Consider the following 16,717-nt stretch of genomic DNA (forward strand, 5'->3'; position numbering starts at 1 on the left):
GCTTACACCGCGATGTTCGGGATGATCTGCTTTTTGCGGCTGACGATGCCCGGCAGAACGACCTGATCGCTGTCTCCGCACACGGTCGAGAAGCTCTTGTTCGCCACGTCGCGCACCTGATCGTTCGGCAGAAGCAGCGTCGCCTGCTGTTCCAGGATGTCCACGACGAAGAGCATCACGTGATCCACGCCGTCTTCGGCCTTCACGGTCTCCATCGCCTCGAACAAACCCTCTTTCCGCTTCAAAACGGTGTCGGGAGAGGTCGTTTCCAGCACCGACACGCGGAAGCTGGTGCCGTCCACCTCGTGCTTCTTGCTGTCCATCCGCACCAATTCCACGTCCGAAAACGCAGACACGTCGGACTTCGCGGCGAACATCTCTGTCGCGTAGCTGGGGATCTGGATGCCTAGGTCTTCGGCCAGACGCTGTGCCACGGCCTTGTCGTGGTCGGTCGTGGTGGGCGACCGGAATTCCAGCGTGTCGGACAGGATGCACGACAGCATCGCGCCCTTGATCGCGTCCGGCATACGGTCGGCATCGTCGCCCATCAGGTCGTGCATGATGGTTGCCGTACAGGCAAGCGGCTGGATGGTGATCTCGATCGGGCCCTTCGTCTCCAGCCCGCCGACAAGACGGTGGTGGTCGATGATGGCGCGGATGTTGGCGTCGTTGATGCCCTCGGGCAGTTCACCGGGATTGTTGGTGTCCACGATGACCACGTCCTGACCGGCCTCGACCCCGTCGATGATCTGCGGCTTGTCCAACTCCCACCGCTCCAGCATCCATGCGGCTTCGGTGTTCGGCTCGCCCAGCAGGGCGGGCTCTGCGGTGCGGCCCTTCACTTCGTTCAGGTACCACGCCCAGATGATGGGCGATCCGGTCGAATCGGTGTCGGGGGACAGGTGGCCGAAAACCAGTGTGGACATGGGTTATTCCTTGCGTGAGCTAAGCGTCGCGGCGCTGTATACCAGCACGGTGGCCCTTGTCACCCACGCGATCGCCGGGCCATCTAGCACCATGGGACTACGGGAAAGCGACCTTTACGCGCCGGTGAAGGCGCTGCTGGAAGGTCAGGGATATGTCGTGAAGGGCGAGATCGGCGCGCTTGACGTGATGGCCGTACGCGGGGACGAACCTCCGGTGATCGTCGAGCTGAAGGTGTCGTTCACGCTGGGCCTCGTGCATCAGGGTGTGGCGCGGCAGGGACTTAGCGATCACGTCTACCTTGCGGTGCCGCCGGGCAAACACGCCACGAACAAGCGCAACACCGGCCTGTGTCGACGGCTGGGACTGGGGCTGATCTTCGTGCGGCCTGCCGATGGGCATGTCATCGTTGCCTGCGATCCGGCCCCCTACAGCCCCCGCACCTTTCCCAAGCGCACGGCCCGGCTGCTGCGAGAGTTCGCGCGCCTGGAAGGCGATCCGAACGTCGGCGGCGGCACGCGGCAGGGGCTGATGACAGCCTACCGACAGGACGCCCAGCGCATCGCTGACGCTTTGGAAGATGGCCCACTGAAATGCGCCACGATCCGCAAAGCATCCGGCGTGGACCGCGCCACCCCGATCCTGGCCGACAATCACTATGGCTGGTTCGAGCGCGTCTCACGCGGGGTCTACGAGCTTAGTCCGAACGGCAAAGCGCGACATTCGGCAAAAACCTGAGAACCGTCATTCATTTGCCCTGATTTATCGGTAGACTGACCGCATGGATCAGATACTCGCACAAAACCTGCCCCTTTTGCTTCTTGCCGGGCTTATCCTTCTGGTGGTCTTTCTGGCCGTCAAGATCGTCCCGCAGTCCGAGAAATACGTGGTCGAACGGTTTGGCCGCCTGCGCTCTGTGCTGGGTCCCGGCATCAACCTGATCGTGCCCTTCGTGGATACCGTTGCGCACAAGGTGTCGATTCTAGAACGGCAGTTGCCCACACAAACACAGGACGCGATCACCGCCGACAACGTGCTGGTTCAGGTCGAAACGAGCGTCTTCTACCGCATCCTGGAGCCTGAAAAGACCGTCTACCGCATCCGCGACGTGGACGGTGCTATCGCCACCACGGTCGCCGGTATCGTCCGGTCGGAAATCGGCAAGAACGAGTTGGACGAGGTGCAATCTAACCGCTCGACCCTGATCGCGACGGTCAAGGAACAAGTCGCGATGATGGTCGATGACTGGGGGATCGACGTGACGCGGGCCGAAATCCTTGACGTGAACCTGGATGAGGCCACCCGCGCCGCGATGCTGCAACAGTTGAACGCCGAACGCGCTCGGCGTGCTGCGGTAACGGAAGCAGAGGGACTGAAACGATCAGTCGAACTGGCCGCTGATGGCGACCTTTATGCCGCCGAACAGTCGGCAAAGGCCCGCCGCATCACCGCAGAGGCCGAAGCCTACGCCACCGCCATCGTCGCAGAGGCCATTGCCGACCACGGCATCGAATCGGCGCAGTATCAGGTGGCGCTGAAACAGGTCGAAGCCCTGACCAAGATGGGCACAAGCAACGGCTCGCAAACCATCGTGGTCCCGGCGCAGGCGCTCGACGCCTTCGGCGATGCGTTCCGCATGCTGAAAGGACGCGGCTGATGCTGTCGGCGTGGGGGGCCTGGGCCATCCTCGCGGCGTTTTTGGCCGCCGCCGAACTGCTACTTCCAGCGCAAATCCTACTTGGCTTCGCCATCGGCGCCGCTGCCATCGCGGTGCAGATTTGGCTTGGCATCATAGGAGGATCGGTCGGCTGGACGCTGACGGTCTTCGCCGTACTCAGCCTTGCCGCCTGGATCGCGCTGCGCCAGCTGTCAGGCACGCGCGACGGCCAGATCCGTCTGTGGGACCGCGATATAAACGACGATTGATGTCCCGCCTGAAACGCACGCGCAATCTCGTTGACACGCGCCAGTGTTCTGCCTATCTGCTCCTTCGTTAGCACTCTCCCCGTGTGAGTGCTAACACCAGACATTCACTCGAACCAAGGAGCGTTCAGATGGCATTTACCCCCCTGCACGACCGCGTTCTCGTCCGTCGTATCGAAGGTGACGAGAAGACCAAGGGCGGCCTGATCATCCCCGACAGCGCCAAGGAAAAGCCTTCCGAGGGCGAAGTCGTCGCCGTTGGCGAAGGCGCGCGCAAGGAAAATGGCGATCGCATCACGCCCGACGTGAAAGCGGGCGACCGCATTCTCTTCGGCAAGTGGTCCGGCACCGAGATCACCGTCGACGGTGAAGAGATGCTCATCATGAAGGAAACGGACATCCTCGGCACCCTCGCCTGAGCTGACGTCCCGATCCATCCCTGAAACGATAGACTGAAGGAGCACCCATCATGGCTGCCAAAGACGTCAAATTCGAAACATCCGCCCGCGACAAGATGCTCAAGGGCGTGAACATCCTGGCCGACGCCGTAAAGGTCACGCTGGGCCCCAAGGGCCGCAACGTCGTGATCGAGAAATCGTTCGGCGCGCCCCGCATCACCAAGGACGGCGTTTCCGTCGCCAAAGAGATCGAGCTTGAGGACAAGTTCGAGAACATGGGCGCACAGATGGTGAAGGAAGTCGCTTCCCGCACCAACGATGAAGCGGGCGATGGCACCACCACAGCCACCGTTCTGGCCCAGGCCATCGTCAAGGACGGCCTGAAGTCCGTCGCCGCCGGCATGAACCCCATGGACCTCAAGCGCGGTATCGATCTGGCCACCGCCAAGGTCGTAGACGCGATCAAGGCCGCCGCACGTGACGTGTCGGGTTACGACGAAGTTGCCCAGGTCGGCACCATCTCTGCCAATGGCGAGTCGGAAATCGGTCGTCAGATCGCCGACGCGATGGAAAAGGTCGGCAACGAGGGTGTCATCACCGTCGAAGAGAACAAGGGCCTTGAGACCGAGACCGACGTGGTCGAGGGCATGCAGTTCGACCGCGGTTACCTGTCGCCCTACTTCGTGACCAACTCGGACAAGATGATCGCCGATCTCGACGATTGCATGATCCTGCTGCACGAGAAGAAGCTGTCTTCCCTGCAGCCGATGGTGCCCCTGCTCGAGCAGGTCATTCAGTCCCAGAAGCCCCTGCTGATCATCGCCGAAGATGTCGAGGGCGAAGCCCTTGCCACGCTCGTCGTGAACAAGCTGCGCGGTGGTCTGAAGATCGCTGCCGTCAAGGCACCGGGCTTCGGTGATCGTCGTAAGGCCATGCTGCAGGACATCGCGATCCTGACGGGTGGTCAGGTCATTTCCGAAGACCTCGGCATGAAGCTTGAGAACGTCACGATGGACATGCTTGGTTCCGCCAAGAAAGTGTCGATCACCAAGGACGAGACCACGATCGTCGACGGCGCTGGCGAAAAGGCCGAGATCGAGGCACGCGTTTCCCAGATCCGTACGCAGATCGAAGAGACCACCTCGGACTACGACCGTGAGAAGCTGCAAGAGCGTGTTGCCAAGCTGGCCGGCGGTGTTGCCGTCATCCGCGTCGGTGGCATGTCCGAAATCGAGGTGAAAGAGCGTAAGGACCGCGTCGACGACGCGCTGAACGCCACCCGCGCCGCGGTTCAGGAAGGCGTCGTCGTCGGTGGCGGTGTCGCTCTGATCCAAGCGGGCAAAGCGCTCGACGGTCTGGAAGGCGCGAACTCCGACCAGAACGTGGGTATCTCGATCGTGCGCAAGGCTCTGGAAGCCCCGCTGCGTCAGATTGCCGAGAACTCAGGCGTCGACGGTTCGGTGGTTGCGGGCAAGATCCGCGAATCCGAAGACAAGGCGTTCGGCTTCAACGCTCAGACCGAAGAATATGGCGACATGTTCAAGTTCGGCGTGATCGACCCCGCGAAGGTCGTCCGTACCGCGCTGCAGGACGCCGCTTCGGTTGCCGGTCTGCTGATCACCACCGAGGCGATGATCGCCGACAAGCCGTCCAAGGACAATGGCGGCGGCGGCGGTATGCCCGACATGGGCGGCATGGGCGGCATGATGTAATAGCGCGCCCAGCGCTACGTGAAGATTGGGGCGGTCCTTCGGGGCCGCCCTTTTTCGTGGCACCCCACAATGTCATTCGACATAGGCCATTTTTGACCTGTCCGAATTTTAGTCTGGATCGCGTAATCCGATCCCGCGTTGTCCTATCAGTTGTAACCAGTGAAGGAGTAACCCCCATGACCGCAGGAACCCACAATCTCGTATCGTCCGCCGATGTCACCGGTACGACGGTATATGGACACGACGGCGACAAGGTCGGCAGCATCGATCGACTGATGATCGACAAGCAAAGCGGCAAGGTCGCCTATGCAGTCATGAGCTTCGGCGGCATCCTCGGTATCGGCGGCGATGAGCGCCCTGTTCCGTGGAACACGCTGACCTATGACACCAGCAAGGACGGTTTCGTCACATCGATCACCGAAGCGCAGTTGAAAGACGCGCCCGACGCCAAGGACGACTGGCGCTCGGACCGCGACTGGGAGAAGCGCACGCACGAAAGCTACGGCGCTTCGCCCTATTGGATCTAGCGAAGGTAGGGGCGGCGCTTCGGTGCCGCCCTTTTCTATTTCGCGTCTTCGCGTAGGGTGCGCGGATGACGCCAACCATTACCCCCTACCGAGACCACGACGCCGCAACGGTCGAGGCCCTGTTGCGGGCCGCTTTCGGACAGCAGGCAGAGGCCGATCTGGTCGTTGCCCTGCGCCGCGATGGGGCTATGGCGGCTGAATGGCTGGCAATGGCAGAGGATCGGATTGTCGGCTACCTCGCCCTGTCTCGGATGGACGCTCCCGACGGGTGGTTGTGCCTTGCACCGCTCGCCGTGCAGCCGGAACGCCAGGGACAGGGGATCGCCATGGCACTTTTGCGCCACGTGGTCGATACGGCGCAAAGACCGGTTGTCGTTTTGGGAGAGCCCGCGCTTTACGAGAAAGCCGGTTTCTCGACACAGCACGCGCAACGACTGACCAGCCCCTACCCGCTGTCGCACACGTTGCTTCTGCACCCGGGCGACGACACCCCGGCAGAGACGCTGATCTATCCAGCCGCTTTCGGCTGACCCTATGCGCCTGATCCTGACAACCACGCTCGTTATGACGGCCTTCGCCGCGAACTCGGTCCTCAACCGGGCGGCGGTAGGCGGCGGGCAGATCGGCTCGATGGACTTCGCGGCGCTGCGGCTGGTGTCGGGCGCGGCTGTTCTGGCCCTTCTGGCCACGTGGCGCAGCGGGACTGCTTGGCTGGCGGGGTTCCGCGCGGTGAACATCGGCGCGTTGGCGACCTACGTGATCGGGTTCTCGCTGGCCTACGTTGCCCTGCCAGCAGGGGCCGGCGCACTGATCCTGTTCGCCACGGTGCAGGTCACGATGTTCGGGGGCGCAGTTCTGACGCGCGACGCGATCCCCGCGCGGCGATGGATTGGGGCCGTCGCTGCCTTGGCGGGGCTGGCGTGGATGCTGTTGCCGGGTTCAGGCGGTGTGGCCGCAGGGCCGGGCGTGCTGATGGTGATCGCAGGCATCGGCTGGGGCGTCTATTCCCTCCGCGGCGGCGCTGGCGGCGGCCCGCTGCACACGACGACCGCCAGCTTCGTCGGTGCTGTGCCCATTGGTTTGGCGGCGTGGCTGCTGGCCGGTCCTGCGCCATTCACCGGCACGGGCGCTGCACTCGCCATCGTTTCGGGGGCCGTCACCTCGGGCCTTGGCTACGCGCTGTGGTATGCCGTGCTGCCCGCCCTTGGCGCCACGCGCGCGGCGCTGTCGCAACTGACCGTGCCGGTGATTGCCGTGTTAGGCGGCGCGGCGCTGCTGGCAGAGCCGGTGTCCCTGCGGCTGGTACTGTCCTGCGCAATCGTGATCGGCGGCGTCGCCTTCGGTCTGGCCCCCTCGCGGGCACGCGCCTAGATACAGCGGATGAAAACACTTCTGCTTCTGGCGCTTCTGGTCCCCGGCATCGCGCGCGCCGATTGCGTCGTGCTGCTGCACGGCCTTGCGCGTTCCTCCCTGTCGATGGAGGTGATGGCTGAGGCTTTGCAGGCGCGCGGCTACACCACCGCCAACGCCAACTACGACAGCAACTCCGCCCCAATCGGGGAATTGGTCGAGCGCATCGTGCCGCCAGCGGTCGAAGCTTGTGGCGATCAGAGGGTGCATTTCGTCACGCACTCCATGGGCGGCATCCTTGCCCGTGTCTGGCTGGAGGACCATCGCCCCGCGAAGATGGGCCGGGTCGTGATGATGGCGCCACCGAACAAGGGCACGGAACTGGTGGATGCATTCGGAGAGCTGCCACCGTTCGAATGGTTGAACGGCCCGGCCGGTCTGCAGCTGGGCACTGGCCCGGATAGCCTGCCGAACCAGCTGGGCCTCGCGCGGTTCGAACTGGGTGTGATCGCGGGCAACCGATCGTTGAACCCGGTCTATTCAGCGATTATCGAAGGGCCCGACGACGGCAAGGTATCGGTCACCTCTGCTCAGGTGAAGGGAATGGATGATTTTATCGTCCTGCCGGTCAGTCACACCTTCATGATGATCCGACCCATCGTGATCGAACAGGTGGCGGCGTTCCTTGAGACGGGCGCGTTTCGGCACGATTGAGAGCGTAGAGCGAGGGCGCTGCCCTCGCGCTCCCGAGGTATTTTCGGAAAGATGAAACGGCCGGTCAGACGATGCGGTTGACGTGGCCCATCTTGCGACCGGCGCGGGTTTCGGACTTTCCGTAAAGGTGGATCGCCGTTGCAGGCTCTGCGCGGAGTGCCGGCAAACGGTCCATGTCGTCGCCGATCAGGTTCTCCATCACCACGTCCGAATGGCGCGATCCATCGCCAACCGGCCAGCCCGCGACGGCGCGGATATGCTGTTCGAACTGATCGATGGCGCAGCCGTTCTGCGTCCAATGGCCAGAGTTGTGAACGCGGGGGGCAATCTCGTTCACGATCAGCCCCTGCGGCGTGACGAACAGCTCCACGCCCAAGACACCAACGTAGTCGAGCGCCGTCAGGATGCGAGAGGCGATCAGGACGGCGTCGGTGGAAACGCTTCCCGGTACCCGCGCGGGCACCGTCGTCGTGCGCAGGATACCGCCCGCGTGGACGTTCTCACCCGGATCGAAACAGGCGACACGACCGTCGAGGCTGCGCGCCCCGATCACACTGATCTCTGCGGTGAAATCGACGAAGCCTTCGAGAACGGCAGGCGCGCCGTTCATCTCGGCAAGCGCTTGGTCCGCGTCCGACACGTCGTTGATCCGCGCCTGCCCCTTGCCGTCATAGCCGAAGCGCCGTGTCTTCAGGATCGCGGGGACGCCGATCCGGTCCATTGCAGCGCTCAGGTCATCGGCGCTTTCGACGTTTGCGTAGGGCGCCGGCGTCAGGCCCATGTCCGACAGCCAGTCCTTCTCTGTCAGACGATCCTGGCTGATCCGAAGCGCTTCTCTGCCCGGTCGGATCGGAACATGCGCCTCGATGGCGTCGAGCGCAGCGGTGGGGATGTTCTCGAATTCGTAGGTGACCACGTCGCAGGCCTGCGCAAAGCGGCGCAGGGCGTCGGCGTCGTCGTAGTCGGCTTGTAGATGGAAATTGCTGACGTGGCTGGCGGGGCAATCGCCCGCAGGCTCGAAGATGCAGGTCTTGAAGCCAAGGCGAGAGGCCGCGACCGACAGCATACGGCCAAGCTGACCGCCGCCCAGGATGCCGATCGTGCTGCCGGGGGAAAGGGGATCAGTCATCCGAAGGCACCTCTGGGATCGACGCGGTGAGGGACGCGCGCCACGCATCGACGCGTGAGGCCAGCGCGGGGTCCGTCATTGCCAGCATCTGCGCCGCCATCAACCCGGCGTTCGCAGCCCCTGCCGCGCCGATGGCCATGGTCGCGACCGGATAGCCCTTGGGCATCTGCACGATGGAGTAGAGCGAATCGACGCCCGACAGCGCCTTGGTCTGAACCGGCACGCCGATCACCGGCACGCGAGTCTTGGATGCCATCATGCCCGGCAAATGGGCGGCACCCCCTGCGCCTGCGATGATGACCTTCAGGCCCGCATCGACTGCGCCACGCCCATAATCATACAGACGATCCGGTGTGCGATGGGCCGAGACGATGCGCGCTTCATAAGACACGCCAAGTTCATCAAGAATGGTCGCCGCTTCGCGCAGCGTGGGCCAATCGGACTGACTTCCCATGATGATACCGACATCCGGCATTCCGGCCTCCTGCGATGCGTTCGGGCGCAACCATAGGCAGGCCCACAGCCGCCCGCAACGCTAGGCTATTATGTCAGGCAGCAGCCGGTCTTCGATATCGGCGATGCGATCCTTCAGCATCAGCTTCTTCCGCTTCAGCCGCTGCAGGGTCAGCATGTCGCCGCGCCCCGACTCGTGGATCGCGCGCACGGCCGCATCCAGATCGGCATGCTCGGCCTTCAGGAGCTGCAGCTTGACCTGCAGCATCTGCGCCTCGTCCATCGTCTGGGGGTTCGTCGTTCCATCCATCTGCCGGAACTTACACCGACTGCGCCGTCGGGCAAGCATTGCGATCTTGCGTGACGCCCCTGCACTCCCCATATTTTTGACACAGGCGGTCGCCATAACGGGACCGGCGTTGCACAGTCGCTTTGAAGAAGGACGTGTCGATGACGAAAATGGCTTTGGGAACCCATCCGTTCCTGCTGGGCTTCGATGAGCTTGAACGGCTGGTCGAACGCACCGCGAAATCCGACGCGGGCGGATACCCCCCGTACAATATCGAACAGACCGATCAGAACGCCTACCGCATCACGCTTGCGGTTGCTGGTTTCGCCGAAGACGACCTGTCGATCACGGTCGAGGATCAGCAACTCGTCGTGCGCGGTCGCATCTCTGACACCGGCGAACAGCGCGTGTTCCTGCACCGCGGCATTGCAGCGCGGCAGTTCCAACGGACCTTCGTGCTGGCGGATGGCGTTGATGTAACAGGTGCAAGGATAGAGAACGGCTTGCTGCACGTCGATCTGACCAAAGCGCAGCCCGACACGGTCGTCCGAACGATCCGCATCACGAAAGGTGAGACATAAGCCATGAACGAGAGCTTCGAAAATATCATCGAGACGCCCGAAAACATCGTCTACGTGCGCCCCGTCGCGTTGGACGATCTGCCAGACGAAATTCGCGAACAGGTCGACGGGATGACCGAACTTTACGCCGTGCATAATGGCGCGGGTGAGCGCTTGGCGCTGGTCAAGGACCGCGATCTGGCCTTCACCGTCGCGCGCCAGAACGACATGGCGCCGGTTTCAGTACACTGATTTCAACGCCCCGCGGCGATGCGGGGCGTTTTCGCTGGGCGGTCGCGGGCTGACATGGCACGACTGTGGCAACAGCATTGCCCGAGGCCCATATGACCCAGATCGTTCACTCTCTCTCCGAAATCTCCGAACAGTATGACGCCTTGTTCTGCGATCTGTGGGGCTGCGTGCATGACGGTATAAAAGCGCTGCCAGAAGCGGTTGCCGCACTGCAAGCGTTCCGCGCCAAGGGCGGTATGGTTGTTCTGTTGACCAACGCGCCCCGCCCGCGCGCAGACGTGGCCGAGCAGATTGCGAAGTTCGGCGTGCCGGATGACGCATGGGACACAATCGCGACATCAGGTGATGCGGCGCGCGTGGCCTTGTTCACCGGCGCCCTGGGGCAAAAGGTCTATCACATCGGCGAGCCGCGCGATCAGGGCTTCTTCGAGCCGTTGAACCTTGTCGAGAACCCCGTTGCCATCGAACAGGTGCCGCTCTCGCAGGCTGAGGGCATCGTGTGTACCGGCCCCTTCGATCCCAAAGCCAACCCCGACGTGCTGCGCCCGCAACTGCTGGAAGCAAAGACACGCGGGCTGACGATGCTGAACGCGAATCCCGATATGGTTGTGGATCGCGGTGACAGCCGGGAATGGTGCGGTGGCGCGGTGGCGCAACTGTATGAGCAGATGGGCGGCGCTGTGCTGGCCTTCGGCAAACCCCACCCCCCGGTCTACGACATGGCACGGCGACGGTTGGCGGAAGCGGGCGCGGCCTCTATCCCCGACGAACGCATCCTTGCCATCGGTGACGGCATCCTGACGGATGTGAAGGGCGCATTGCTGGAAAAACTGGACGTGCTCTTCGTGACTGGTGGATTGGCGGCGGCTGAAACGAACGTCGATGGCGAGCCCCAGCCCGAGCGATTGGACGCATTCCTTGGCAGAGAGGGCTTCGATCCGAACTACACCATCGGAATGCTGCGCTAGACCAAAGTACATGCTGCAGTTGCAAAGTAATTATATTGCAACTTTTGCCCGTTACGTGTAGCAATCTTGCAAGCAGGATTATTACGCGGAGACTGTCATGCTCGATACAACCACGTCCACCGGCCCGATTTTCATCGAAGATCTGACCGTCGGCCTGACTCGCCACATCGAGAAAACGATCATCGACCGCGATATCGAGCTGTTCGCCGAGGTGTCCGAGGACCGCAATCCCGTTCACCTGAACGAAGCTTACGCCCAATCCACCATGTTTCAGGGCCGGATCGCCCATGGCATGCTGACCGCCGCATTGATCTCTGCCGTGATCGGGGAACAACTGCCCGGCCACGGCACCGTCTACCTGCGCCAGTCCATGGCATTCCTTGCCCCGGTCCGCCCCGGCGATACGGTGCGCGCGGAAGTCGAGGTGAAAGCGATCGACATGAAGCGTCGCCGCGTGACGTTGGATACCCGGTGTCTGGTCGGTGAAACCCGCGTGCTGCACGGCGAGGCCACGGTGCTCGCGCCATCACGCACCGGCTAAGGCTTGCCCATCGCGCCGTGCGGGCCTAGGTCGCGCGGATGCGCATCTTCCGCAGTCATACCGGGCTGAAGCCCGACGCCCGCGGGGCCGCCGCCGCCATCGGCAACTTCGATGGCGTCCACCTTGGCCATCAAGCGGTGCTCGACCACGCCCGCGCCGCGGCCGATGATCTGAATGCGCCGCTGGGCGTCGTCACGTTCGAGCCGCATCCGCGTGAGCTGTTCCAACCCGACGCCGCGCCTTTCCGCCTGATGAACGCCGAAGCCAAGGCCCACCGGCTAGAGCGTCTCGGCGTCGATCATTTGTACGAATTGCCCTTCACGACCGACCTGACCGCCCTGTCCCCCGATGCCTTCGCGCAGGACATCTTGGCGGGTGGGCTGGGCCTGAGCCACGTCGTCGTTGGTCAGGACTTTCATTTCGGCGCGAAGCGCGCGGGCGATGCAGAGACGCTCCAGCTCTTGGGCGAGAAATTCGGCTTCGGCGTCACCATCGCGACGCTGGTCCAGGACAGCGGGACAGAGATCAGCTCGACCCGTATTCGCAAGGCGCTGAGCGATGGCGATCCCCGCTCCGCCGCGGCGATGCTGGGCCACCTGCACCGCATCGACGGGCCGGTGATTCACGGCGAGAAACGCGGGCGCACGTTGAACTACCCGACCGCCAATATGGACCTGACCGGCCTGCATCTGCCGCGATTCGGCGTCTACGCTGTGACGGTCGATATTTTGGACGGACCGCACAAGGGTCAGGTCAAGGGCGTCGCCTCACTTGGTGTCCGCCCGATGTTCGGAGAGAACGTGCCGAATCTGGAGACTTTCCTCTTCGATTTCTCCGGCGATCTTTACGGCGCGCACCTGTCCGTCGGGCTGGTGGAATTCCTGCGCGGAGAGGAAAACTTCGACAGCCTCGACGCGCTGATCCAGCAGATGGACGCCGACAGCGCGCAGGCTCGGAAGATCCTCGCATGACCGATGATCCCATCCGCCGTCAGGTCGGCCGCCCGAAGTTCTGGGAACGCTACCCGCTCGACCAGCTATCCAACGCCGAGTGGGAGGCGCTGTGCGACGGCTGCGGCAAGTGCTGCCTGAACAAGCTGGAAGACGAAGACACCGCAGAGATCGCCCTGACCCGCGTGGCCTGCCGCCTGTTCGACGACGACACCTGCCGCTGCGCGCAGTACGAGATCCGCAAGCAGTTCGTGCCGGAATGCATCGTGCTGACCACCGAAACCCTACCCAAGATCGCCTATTGGCTGCCACAGACTTGCGCCTATCGTCTGCTGCATGAAGGCGAACGCCTGTACCCTTGGCATCCCCTGATTTCCGGCGATCCCGAAACGGTCCACGAGGCCGGCGTCTCGGCCATCGGTATCACGGTGCCGGAATTCGAGGTGCCGGAAGAGGAATGGGAAGACTACATTATCGAGGAGCCGACCTGAATGTTCTTTGCCTCTGACAACGCCGGCCCCGCGCACCCCAAGGTGATCGAAGCCGTGATGCGCGCCAATGACGGCTACGCCATGCCCTACGGCGCCGAAGACGCGATGGCACGCGTGCGCGGCAAGCTGCGCGACCTGCTGGGGATGCCCAACGCCGCGATCTACCTAGTCGCCACCGGCACTGCGACGAACGCGCTGATGCTGGCCACCATGTGCAAGCCGTTCCAGACGATCTTCTGCTCCGAGGTTGCGCATATCGAAGAAGACGAGTGCGGCGCGCCGGAGTTCTTCACCTCTGGCGCCAAGCTGACATTGGTGGACGCGCCTCAGGCAAAGATGACGGCTGAGCACCTTCGCGAGGCAATCGACAGCACCGCCGATGGTGTCGTCCACGGCGTTCAACGGGGGCCGGTGTCGATCACCACCGTCACCGAGCGCGGCACGGTCTATACCTTGGACGAGCAGAAGGCGCTGGTGAACGTCGCGCGCGAATACGGCCTGCCCGTGCATCTGGACGGCGCACGGTTCGCCAACGCCGTCGCGTCGCTGGGCTGCACGGCGGCGGACATGGCGCAGGGCTTCGACGCGATCAGCTTCGGTGCCACAAAGAACGGCTGCATGGGGGTCGAAGCAGCCGTCTTCGCCGATCCCGCCCACGCGTGGGAGTTCGAGCTGCGGCGCAAGCGCGGCGGTCACCTGTTCTCCAAGCACCGCTTCCTATCGGCCCAGATGGAGGCCTATCTGGACGGCGACCTATGGCTGGAGATGGCGCAATCCGCCAACGCCGCCTGCGCTCGGCTGGTCGCGGGCTTGCGCAACATCAAGACGGTGACGCTCGCCAATGACAGTGAGGCGAACATGATCTACCTTACCTTCCCCCGTGCCGCACACCGCCGACTGAAGGACGCGGGCGCGCAGTTCTATTCTATGGGCACGATGGATGGACCGGACGACGAGCCGGTGCTGGCCCGAATCGTCTGCGACTGGTCGGCAACAGCAGAGAACGCGGACCGTTTCCTGCGCATCCTTGAAGGCTAGGCGCGCGGCGCTTTGATCGCCTGCGCCACCTGAGCCGCATGGGTCAGCGGCGCCATGTGGCCAGCCCCATCGATCCGGGTGCGCGTGGCGTTCGGCAGACGCATTTCCAGCGCATCAAGGATCGCGGGGATCACAGGATGCGTCTGGGCGCCCCGCACCAGCAGCACGGGCGCGTCGACGGCTTCCAGCGCGCCATCGGCCAGGAGCCCGCATTTGTCCTGCGACAATCCCGGCCCACTGCGCCGCACCAGGTCGATGCGCTTGACCATCTCTGCGCGCATCTCTTCGGGCATCGCGTCCCACGGTGCGCCGGTGCCCCAGATCTGCATGAAGGCGCGCGTTGCCGCCACGGCGTTTCCGCCACCGATGTCCGCCATGATAGGGGCGTGATCTTCCACATACCGGGCATGGGCATCCGTGCCCTCGGCCGCAGCGAAAAGAACCGGCTCGATCAGTGTCAGGCTGCGGACGAGCGCAGGATTTCGCACCGCGACGCCCAGCGCCACGACGCCGCCCAGCGAATGGCCAATCAGATCGGTGGGACCGTCAAGGAACGTTTCTGCCTGTGCGATGGCCCTGCCAAGATAATCCGCGTCGGCATCCGCATCGCCGCTGCGCCCATGCCCCGGCAGGTCGGGCAGGATCGCCCGCCCCTGCCCCAACGCCTTTGCCAAGGGCATCAGCGCGCGGCCCAATGCCAGCGAGCAGTGCAGCATCAGCACCCGCTCGCCTTCGCCGACCTCATCCCAGTGAGTGTCGATCCTGCCGCGTACCTCTGTCGGCATCAGCGCGACAACTGCCAGTCAAGGTGATCCAGCCGATCCTGCCCCCAAAAACGATCGTCGCTGTCGGTGATATAGAACGGCGCGCCGAAGGCCCCGTTCATCACGGCATCCTCTAGGTTGCGGGCGTAGTCGTCCGCCGCACTCAGCATCGCGCTAGAGGCCAGCGATGGATCGAAGCCCGCCGCGTCCAGCTTCTCGGCGATCACGTCATCTTCGGCGATATTCTTCTCTTCCGCCCAGCAGGCGCGGCAAAGCCCGTGCACCAGCGCGCCTATGTCGCCGCCACCGGCCTTCTGCGCGGCGATGATGGCGAAGGAAGACGGCGCGGGGTTCGTCGGCCAATGCGCGGGCTTCAGGTTGATCGGCAGGTCTTCCATCGCAGCGATCCGCGCCAGTTCCTGCAAGCGGTAGTCCTGACGGTTCGGGTGCCGATCCTTGGGCGGCACGCCCCCAGTCCGACCGAACAACTGGATCACGTCCAGCGGCTTGTATGTAATCGTGGCCCCGTGTTTGGCCGCAATCGTTTCCAGCCGAGTGCCTGCCAGATAGGTGAACGGCGAAACCGTTGCGAAATAGTAGTCGATATGGGCCATCCGCCCCTCCTGTCGTTTCGTTCCGGTTTCCGCCGTGGCGGGCGCTGTGCTAGGCCGCAGCGGCGGACCCGAGTCGTCCGTGCTGCCAAGGAAGTCCCATGCCGACCACCCAAGAGCCGAAACTGATTTCGGGCAATGCCAACCTGACGCTTGCTCGCACAATTGCGCGGCGGATGTCGATGCACCGGGGCAAGTCGGTCGATCTGGTGGACGCACGGGTGGAACGCTTCAACGACGCGGAAATCTTCGTGGAAGTCTATGAGAACGTGCGTGGCGAGGACATGTTCATCATCCAGCCCACGTCGAACCCCGCGAACGACAACCTGATGGAACTGCTGATCATGTCCGACGCGCTGCGCCGGTCGTCGGCGGCGCGCATCACCGCTGTCATTCCCTACTTCGGCTACGCCCGACAGGACCGCCGCACCAAGGCCCGCACGCCGATCACCGCCAAGCTGGTGGCCAACATGATCGCCGAAGCGGGGATCGAGCGCGTTCTGACGATGGACCTGCACGCGGCACAGATCCAAGGCTTTTTCGATATCCCAGTGGACAACCTTTACGCCTCTCCGGTGTTCGCGCTGGACATCAAGCATGCCTTCAAGGGTGCCATGGAAGATGTGATGGTGATTTCACCCGACGTCGGCGGTGTGGCCCGTGCACGGGAACTGGCAAAGCGCATCAATGCGCCGCTCGCCATCGTCGACAAGCGGCGCGAGAAAGCGGGCGAAGTGTCGGAGATGACTGTGATCGGCGACGTGACCGGCAAAACCTGCATCATCATAGACGACATATGCGACACCGCCGGCACGCTGTGCAAAGCAGCCGCGACATTGATAGAGGCAGGCGCGGCAGAGGTGCACGCCTACATCTCACACGGCGTGCTGTCCGGCCCGGCGGTCGAACGGATCACCAACTCGGTGATGAAGTCGCTGGTCATCACCGACTCGATAGAACCGACGGAAGCCGTGAAGGCCTGCTCCAACATCCGCATCGTCCCCACGGCGCCGATGTTCGCGCAGGCGATCCTGAACATCTGGAACGGCACCTCTGTCAGCTCGCTGTTCGAGCATCACACGCTTGGCCCGATCTACGAGGGTCTATACGCCGACGACTAGGC

23 protein-coding genes are annotated in these 16,717 nt (G+C 63.4%); 17 read left to right on the forward strand and 6 right to left on the reverse strand.

What is annotated here, in order from left to right:
• Positions 1 to 2: 2 nt before the first annotated feature.
• Entirely contained in the window at positions 3 to 926 is a 924-nt protein-coding gene (locus tag FIU81_RS12760; protein WP_124110704.1) for a manganese-dependent inorganic pyrophosphatase, read from the reverse strand.
• 91 nt (positions 927 to 1,017) lie between these two features.
• Between FIU81_RS12760 and FIU81_RS12765 the strand changes: the two genes are divergently transcribed.
• From FIU81_RS12765 to FIU81_RS12805, 9 genes are all read left to right on the forward strand, one after another.
• Positions 1,018 to 1,662, forward strand: coding sequence for a DUF2161 domain-containing phosphodiesterase (locus tag FIU81_RS12765; RefSeq protein ID WP_124110793.1), 645 nt, complete (start codon positions 1,018 to 1,020; stop codon positions 1,660 to 1,662).
• A 43-nt stretch (positions 1,663 to 1,705) separates the two neighbouring features.
• The gene (locus FIU81_RS12770; RefSeq protein WP_124110703.1) at positions 1,706 to 2,581 is read left to right on the forward strand and encodes an SPFH domain-containing protein; all 876 of its coding nucleotides are present in this window, start codon (positions 1,706 to 1,708) and stop codon (positions 2,579 to 2,581) included.
• Positions 2,581 to 2,850, forward strand: coding sequence for a hypothetical protein (locus FIU81_RS12775; protein WP_124110702.1), 270 nt, complete (start codon positions 2,581 to 2,583; stop codon positions 2,848 to 2,850). Before FIU81_RS12770 ends, FIU81_RS12775 begins: the two co-directional genes overlap by 1 nt.
• 128 nt (positions 2,851 to 2,978) lie before the next feature.
• Positions 2,979 to 3,266, forward strand: coding sequence for a co-chaperone GroES (locus FIU81_RS12780; RefSeq protein ID WP_124110701.1), 288 nt, complete (start codon positions 2,979 to 2,981; stop codon positions 3,264 to 3,266).
• A 50-nt stretch (positions 3,267 to 3,316) separates the two neighbouring features.
• The gene (groL, locus tag FIU81_RS12785) at positions 3,317 to 4,957 is read left to right on the forward strand and encodes a chaperonin GroEL (RefSeq protein WP_124110700.1); all 1,641 of its coding nucleotides are present in this window, start codon (positions 3,317 to 3,319) and stop codon (positions 4,955 to 4,957) included.
• Between the two features lie 176 nt (positions 4,958 to 5,133).
• Positions 5,134 to 5,484, forward strand: coding sequence for a PRC-barrel domain-containing protein (locus FIU81_RS12790; protein ID WP_124110699.1), 351 nt, complete (start codon positions 5,134 to 5,136; stop codon positions 5,482 to 5,484).
• A gap of 65 nt (positions 5,485 to 5,549) precedes the next feature.
• Complete coding sequence (locus FIU81_RS12795; protein ID WP_124110698.1) at positions 5,550 to 6,014, forward strand: GNAT family N-acetyltransferase; 465 nt, start codon at positions 5,550 to 5,552, stop codon at positions 6,012 to 6,014.
• Positions 6,015 to 6,018: 4 nt separating this feature from the next.
• Positions 6,019 to 6,855, forward strand: a complete 837-nt coding sequence (locus tag FIU81_RS12800) for a DMT family transporter (RefSeq protein ID WP_124110697.1) — start codon at positions 6,019 to 6,021, stop codon at positions 6,853 to 6,855.
• A gap of 9 nt (positions 6,856 to 6,864) precedes the next feature.
• Positions 6,865 to 7,548, forward strand: coding sequence for an alpha/beta fold hydrolase (locus FIU81_RS12805; protein WP_124110696.1), 684 nt, complete (start codon positions 6,865 to 6,867; stop codon positions 7,546 to 7,548).
• 64 nt (positions 7,549 to 7,612) lie between these two features.
• On the opposite strand, the gene FIU81_RS12810 is transcribed toward FIU81_RS12805, so the two are convergent.
• From FIU81_RS12810 to FIU81_RS12820, 3 genes are read right to left on the reverse strand one after another with little or no spacing between them, the layout of a single operon-like run.
• Positions 7,613 to 8,677, reverse strand: coding sequence for a 5-(carboxyamino)imidazole ribonucleotide synthase (locus FIU81_RS12810; protein ID WP_124110695.1), 1,065 nt, complete (start codon positions 8,675 to 8,677; stop codon positions 7,613 to 7,615).
• A complete protein-coding gene (gene purE / locus FIU81_RS12815) occupies positions 8,670 to 9,152 on the reverse strand; it encodes a 5-(carboxyamino)imidazole ribonucleotide mutase (RefSeq protein WP_124110694.1) in 483 nt (160 codons plus the stop codon). Before purE ends, FIU81_RS12810 begins: the two co-directional genes overlap by 8 nt.
• A gap of 60 nt (positions 9,153 to 9,212) precedes the next feature.
• On the reverse strand, positions 9,213 to 9,413 hold the full coding sequence (locus FIU81_RS12820; RefSeq protein WP_124110792.1) for a DUF465 domain-containing protein: 201 nt from the start codon (positions 9,411 to 9,413) through the stop codon (positions 9,213 to 9,215).
• A gap of 167 nt (positions 9,414 to 9,580) precedes the next feature.
• Here FIU81_RS12820 and FIU81_RS12825 point away from each other — a divergent pair, with 167 nt between their 5' ends.
• From FIU81_RS12825 to FIU81_RS12855, 7 genes are all read left to right on the forward strand, one after another.
• Positions 9,581 to 10,000, forward strand: coding sequence for an Hsp20 family protein (locus tag FIU81_RS12825; protein ID WP_124110693.1), 420 nt, complete (start codon positions 9,581 to 9,583; stop codon positions 9,998 to 10,000).
• 3 nt (positions 10,001 to 10,003) lie between these two features.
• Positions 10,004 to 10,231 carry a DUF1150 family protein gene (locus FIU81_RS12830; RefSeq protein ID WP_124110692.1) on the forward strand — a complete coding sequence of 76 codons (228 nt, stop codon included), beginning with the start codon at positions 10,004 to 10,006 and terminating at the stop codon, positions 10,229 to 10,231.
• Positions 10,232 to 10,323: 92 nt separating this feature from the next.
• Positions 10,324 to 11,199: a TIGR01459 family HAD-type hydrolase gene (locus FIU81_RS12835; protein WP_124110691.1), complete on the forward strand. Its 876-nt coding sequence runs from the start codon at positions 10,324 to 10,326 to the stop codon at positions 11,197 to 11,199.
• Between the two features lie 97 nt (positions 11,200 to 11,296).
• Positions 11,297 to 11,740, forward strand: a complete 444-nt coding sequence (locus FIU81_RS12840) for a MaoC family dehydratase (RefSeq protein ID WP_124110690.1) — start codon at positions 11,297 to 11,299, stop codon at positions 11,738 to 11,740.
• 38 nt (positions 11,741 to 11,778) lie between these two features.
• Complete coding sequence (locus FIU81_RS12845) at positions 11,779 to 12,711, forward strand: bifunctional riboflavin kinase/FAD synthetase (RefSeq protein WP_124110689.1); 933 nt, start codon at positions 11,779 to 11,781, stop codon at positions 12,709 to 12,711.
• Complete coding sequence (locus FIU81_RS12850) at positions 12,708 to 13,181, forward strand: YcgN family cysteine cluster protein (RefSeq protein ID WP_124110688.1); 474 nt, start codon at positions 12,708 to 12,710, stop codon at positions 13,179 to 13,181. Before FIU81_RS12845 ends, FIU81_RS12850 begins: the two co-directional genes overlap by 4 nt.
• Positions 13,182 to 14,219 carry a threonine aldolase family protein gene (locus FIU81_RS12855; RefSeq protein WP_124110687.1) on the forward strand — a complete coding sequence of 346 codons (1,038 nt, stop codon included), beginning with the start codon at positions 13,182 to 13,184 and terminating at the stop codon, positions 14,217 to 14,219.
• Here the strand turns inward: FIU81_RS12855 and FIU81_RS12860 are convergent.
• Together FIU81_RS12860 and FIU81_RS12865 are read right to left on the reverse strand one after the other, a co-directional pair.
• Positions 14,216 to 15,004, reverse strand: a complete 789-nt coding sequence (locus tag FIU81_RS12860) for an alpha/beta fold hydrolase (RefSeq protein WP_124110686.1) — start codon at positions 15,002 to 15,004, stop codon at positions 14,216 to 14,218. The two genes, FIU81_RS12855 and FIU81_RS12860, sit on opposite strands and share 4 nt — an antisense overlap.
• Positions 15,004 to 15,597 carry a 2-hydroxychromene-2-carboxylate isomerase gene (locus tag FIU81_RS12865; RefSeq protein ID WP_124110685.1) on the reverse strand — a complete coding sequence of 198 codons (594 nt, stop codon included), beginning with the start codon at positions 15,595 to 15,597 and terminating at the stop codon, positions 15,004 to 15,006. Before FIU81_RS12865 ends, FIU81_RS12860 begins: the two co-directional genes overlap by 1 nt.
• Positions 15,598 to 15,695: 98 nt before the next feature.
• On the opposite strand from FIU81_RS12865, the gene FIU81_RS12870 reads away from it, so the two are divergent.
• Positions 15,696 to 16,715 carry a ribose-phosphate pyrophosphokinase gene (locus FIU81_RS12870; RefSeq protein WP_124110684.1) on the forward strand — a complete coding sequence of 340 codons (1,020 nt, stop codon included), beginning with the start codon at positions 15,696 to 15,698 and terminating at the stop codon, positions 16,713 to 16,715.
• Positions 16,716 to 16,717 lie beyond the last annotated feature (2 nt).

Source organism: Palleronia sp. THAF1 (assembly GCF_009363795.1).
Classification (GTDB): domain Bacteria; phylum Pseudomonadota; class Alphaproteobacteria; order Rhodobacterales; family Rhodobacteraceae; genus Palleronia.

Excerpts from the sequence above, each read along its gene's own strand:
- FIU81_RS12760 (WP_124110704.1), bottom strand. The coding sequence starts at position 926 with ATGTCCACACTGGTTTTCGGCCACCTGTCCCCCGACACCGATTCGACC.
- FIU81_RS12765 (WP_124110793.1), top strand. The coding sequence starts at position 1,018 with ATGGGACTACGGGAAAGCGACCTTTACGCGCCGGTGAAGGCGCTGCTG.
- FIU81_RS12770 (WP_124110703.1), top strand. The coding sequence starts at position 1,706 with ATGGATCAGATACTCGCACAAAACCTGCCCCTTTTGCTTCTTGCCGGG.
- FIU81_RS12775 (WP_124110702.1), top strand. The coding sequence starts at position 2,581 with ATGCTGTCGGCGTGGGGGGCCTGGGCCATCCTCGCGGCGTTTTTGGCC.
- FIU81_RS12780 (WP_124110701.1), top strand. The coding sequence starts at position 2,979 with ATGGCATTTACCCCCCTGCACGACCGCGTTCTCGTCCGTCGTATCGAA.
- groL (WP_124110700.1), top strand. The coding sequence starts at position 3,317 with ATGGCTGCCAAAGACGTCAAATTCGAAACATCCGCCCGCGACAAGATG.
- FIU81_RS12790 (WP_124110699.1), top strand. The coding sequence starts at position 5,134 with ATGACCGCAGGAACCCACAATCTCGTATCGTCCGCCGATGTCACCGGT.
- FIU81_RS12795 (WP_124110698.1), top strand. The coding sequence starts at position 5,550 with ATGACGCCAACCATTACCCCCTACCGAGACCACGACGCCGCAACGGTC.
- FIU81_RS12800 (WP_124110697.1), top strand. The coding sequence starts at position 6,019 with ATGCGCCTGATCCTGACAACCACGCTCGTTATGACGGCCTTCGCCGCG.
- FIU81_RS12805 (WP_124110696.1), top strand. The coding sequence starts at position 6,865 with ATGAAAACACTTCTGCTTCTGGCGCTTCTGGTCCCCGGCATCGCGCGC.
- FIU81_RS12810 (WP_124110695.1), bottom strand. The coding sequence starts at position 8,677 with ATGACTGATCCCCTTTCCCCCGGCAGCACGATCGGCATCCTGGGCGGC.
- purE (WP_124110694.1), bottom strand. The coding sequence starts at position 9,152 with ATGCCGGATGTCGGTATCATCATGGGAAGTCAGTCCGATTGGCCCACG.
- FIU81_RS12820 (WP_124110792.1), bottom strand. The coding sequence starts at position 9,413 with ATGGACGAGGCGCAGATGCTGCAGGTCAAGCTGCAGCTCCTGAAGGCC.
- FIU81_RS12825 (WP_124110693.1), top strand. The coding sequence starts at position 9,581 with ATGACGAAAATGGCTTTGGGAACCCATCCGTTCCTGCTGGGCTTCGAT.
- FIU81_RS12830 (WP_124110692.1), top strand. The coding sequence starts at position 10,004 with ATGAACGAGAGCTTCGAAAATATCATCGAGACGCCCGAAAACATCGTC.
- FIU81_RS12835 (WP_124110691.1), top strand. The coding sequence starts at position 10,324 with ATGACCCAGATCGTTCACTCTCTCTCCGAAATCTCCGAACAGTATGAC.
- FIU81_RS12840 (WP_124110690.1), top strand. The coding sequence starts at position 11,297 with ATGCTCGATACAACCACGTCCACCGGCCCGATTTTCATCGAAGATCTG.
- FIU81_RS12845 (WP_124110689.1), top strand. The coding sequence starts at position 11,779 with ATGCGCATCTTCCGCAGTCATACCGGGCTGAAGCCCGACGCCCGCGGG.
- FIU81_RS12850 (WP_124110688.1), top strand. The coding sequence starts at position 12,708 with ATGACCGATGATCCCATCCGCCGTCAGGTCGGCCGCCCGAAGTTCTGG.
- FIU81_RS12855 (WP_124110687.1), top strand. The coding sequence starts at position 13,182 with ATGTTCTTTGCCTCTGACAACGCCGGCCCCGCGCACCCCAAGGTGATC.
- FIU81_RS12860 (WP_124110686.1), bottom strand. The coding sequence starts at position 15,004 with ATGCCGACAGAGGTACGCGGCAGGATCGACACTCACTGGGATGAGGTC.
- FIU81_RS12865 (WP_124110685.1), bottom strand. The coding sequence starts at position 15,597 with ATGGCCCATATCGACTACTATTTCGCAACGGTTTCGCCGTTCACCTAT.
- FIU81_RS12870 (WP_124110684.1), top strand. The coding sequence starts at position 15,696 with ATGCCGACCACCCAAGAGCCGAAACTGATTTCGGGCAATGCCAACCTG.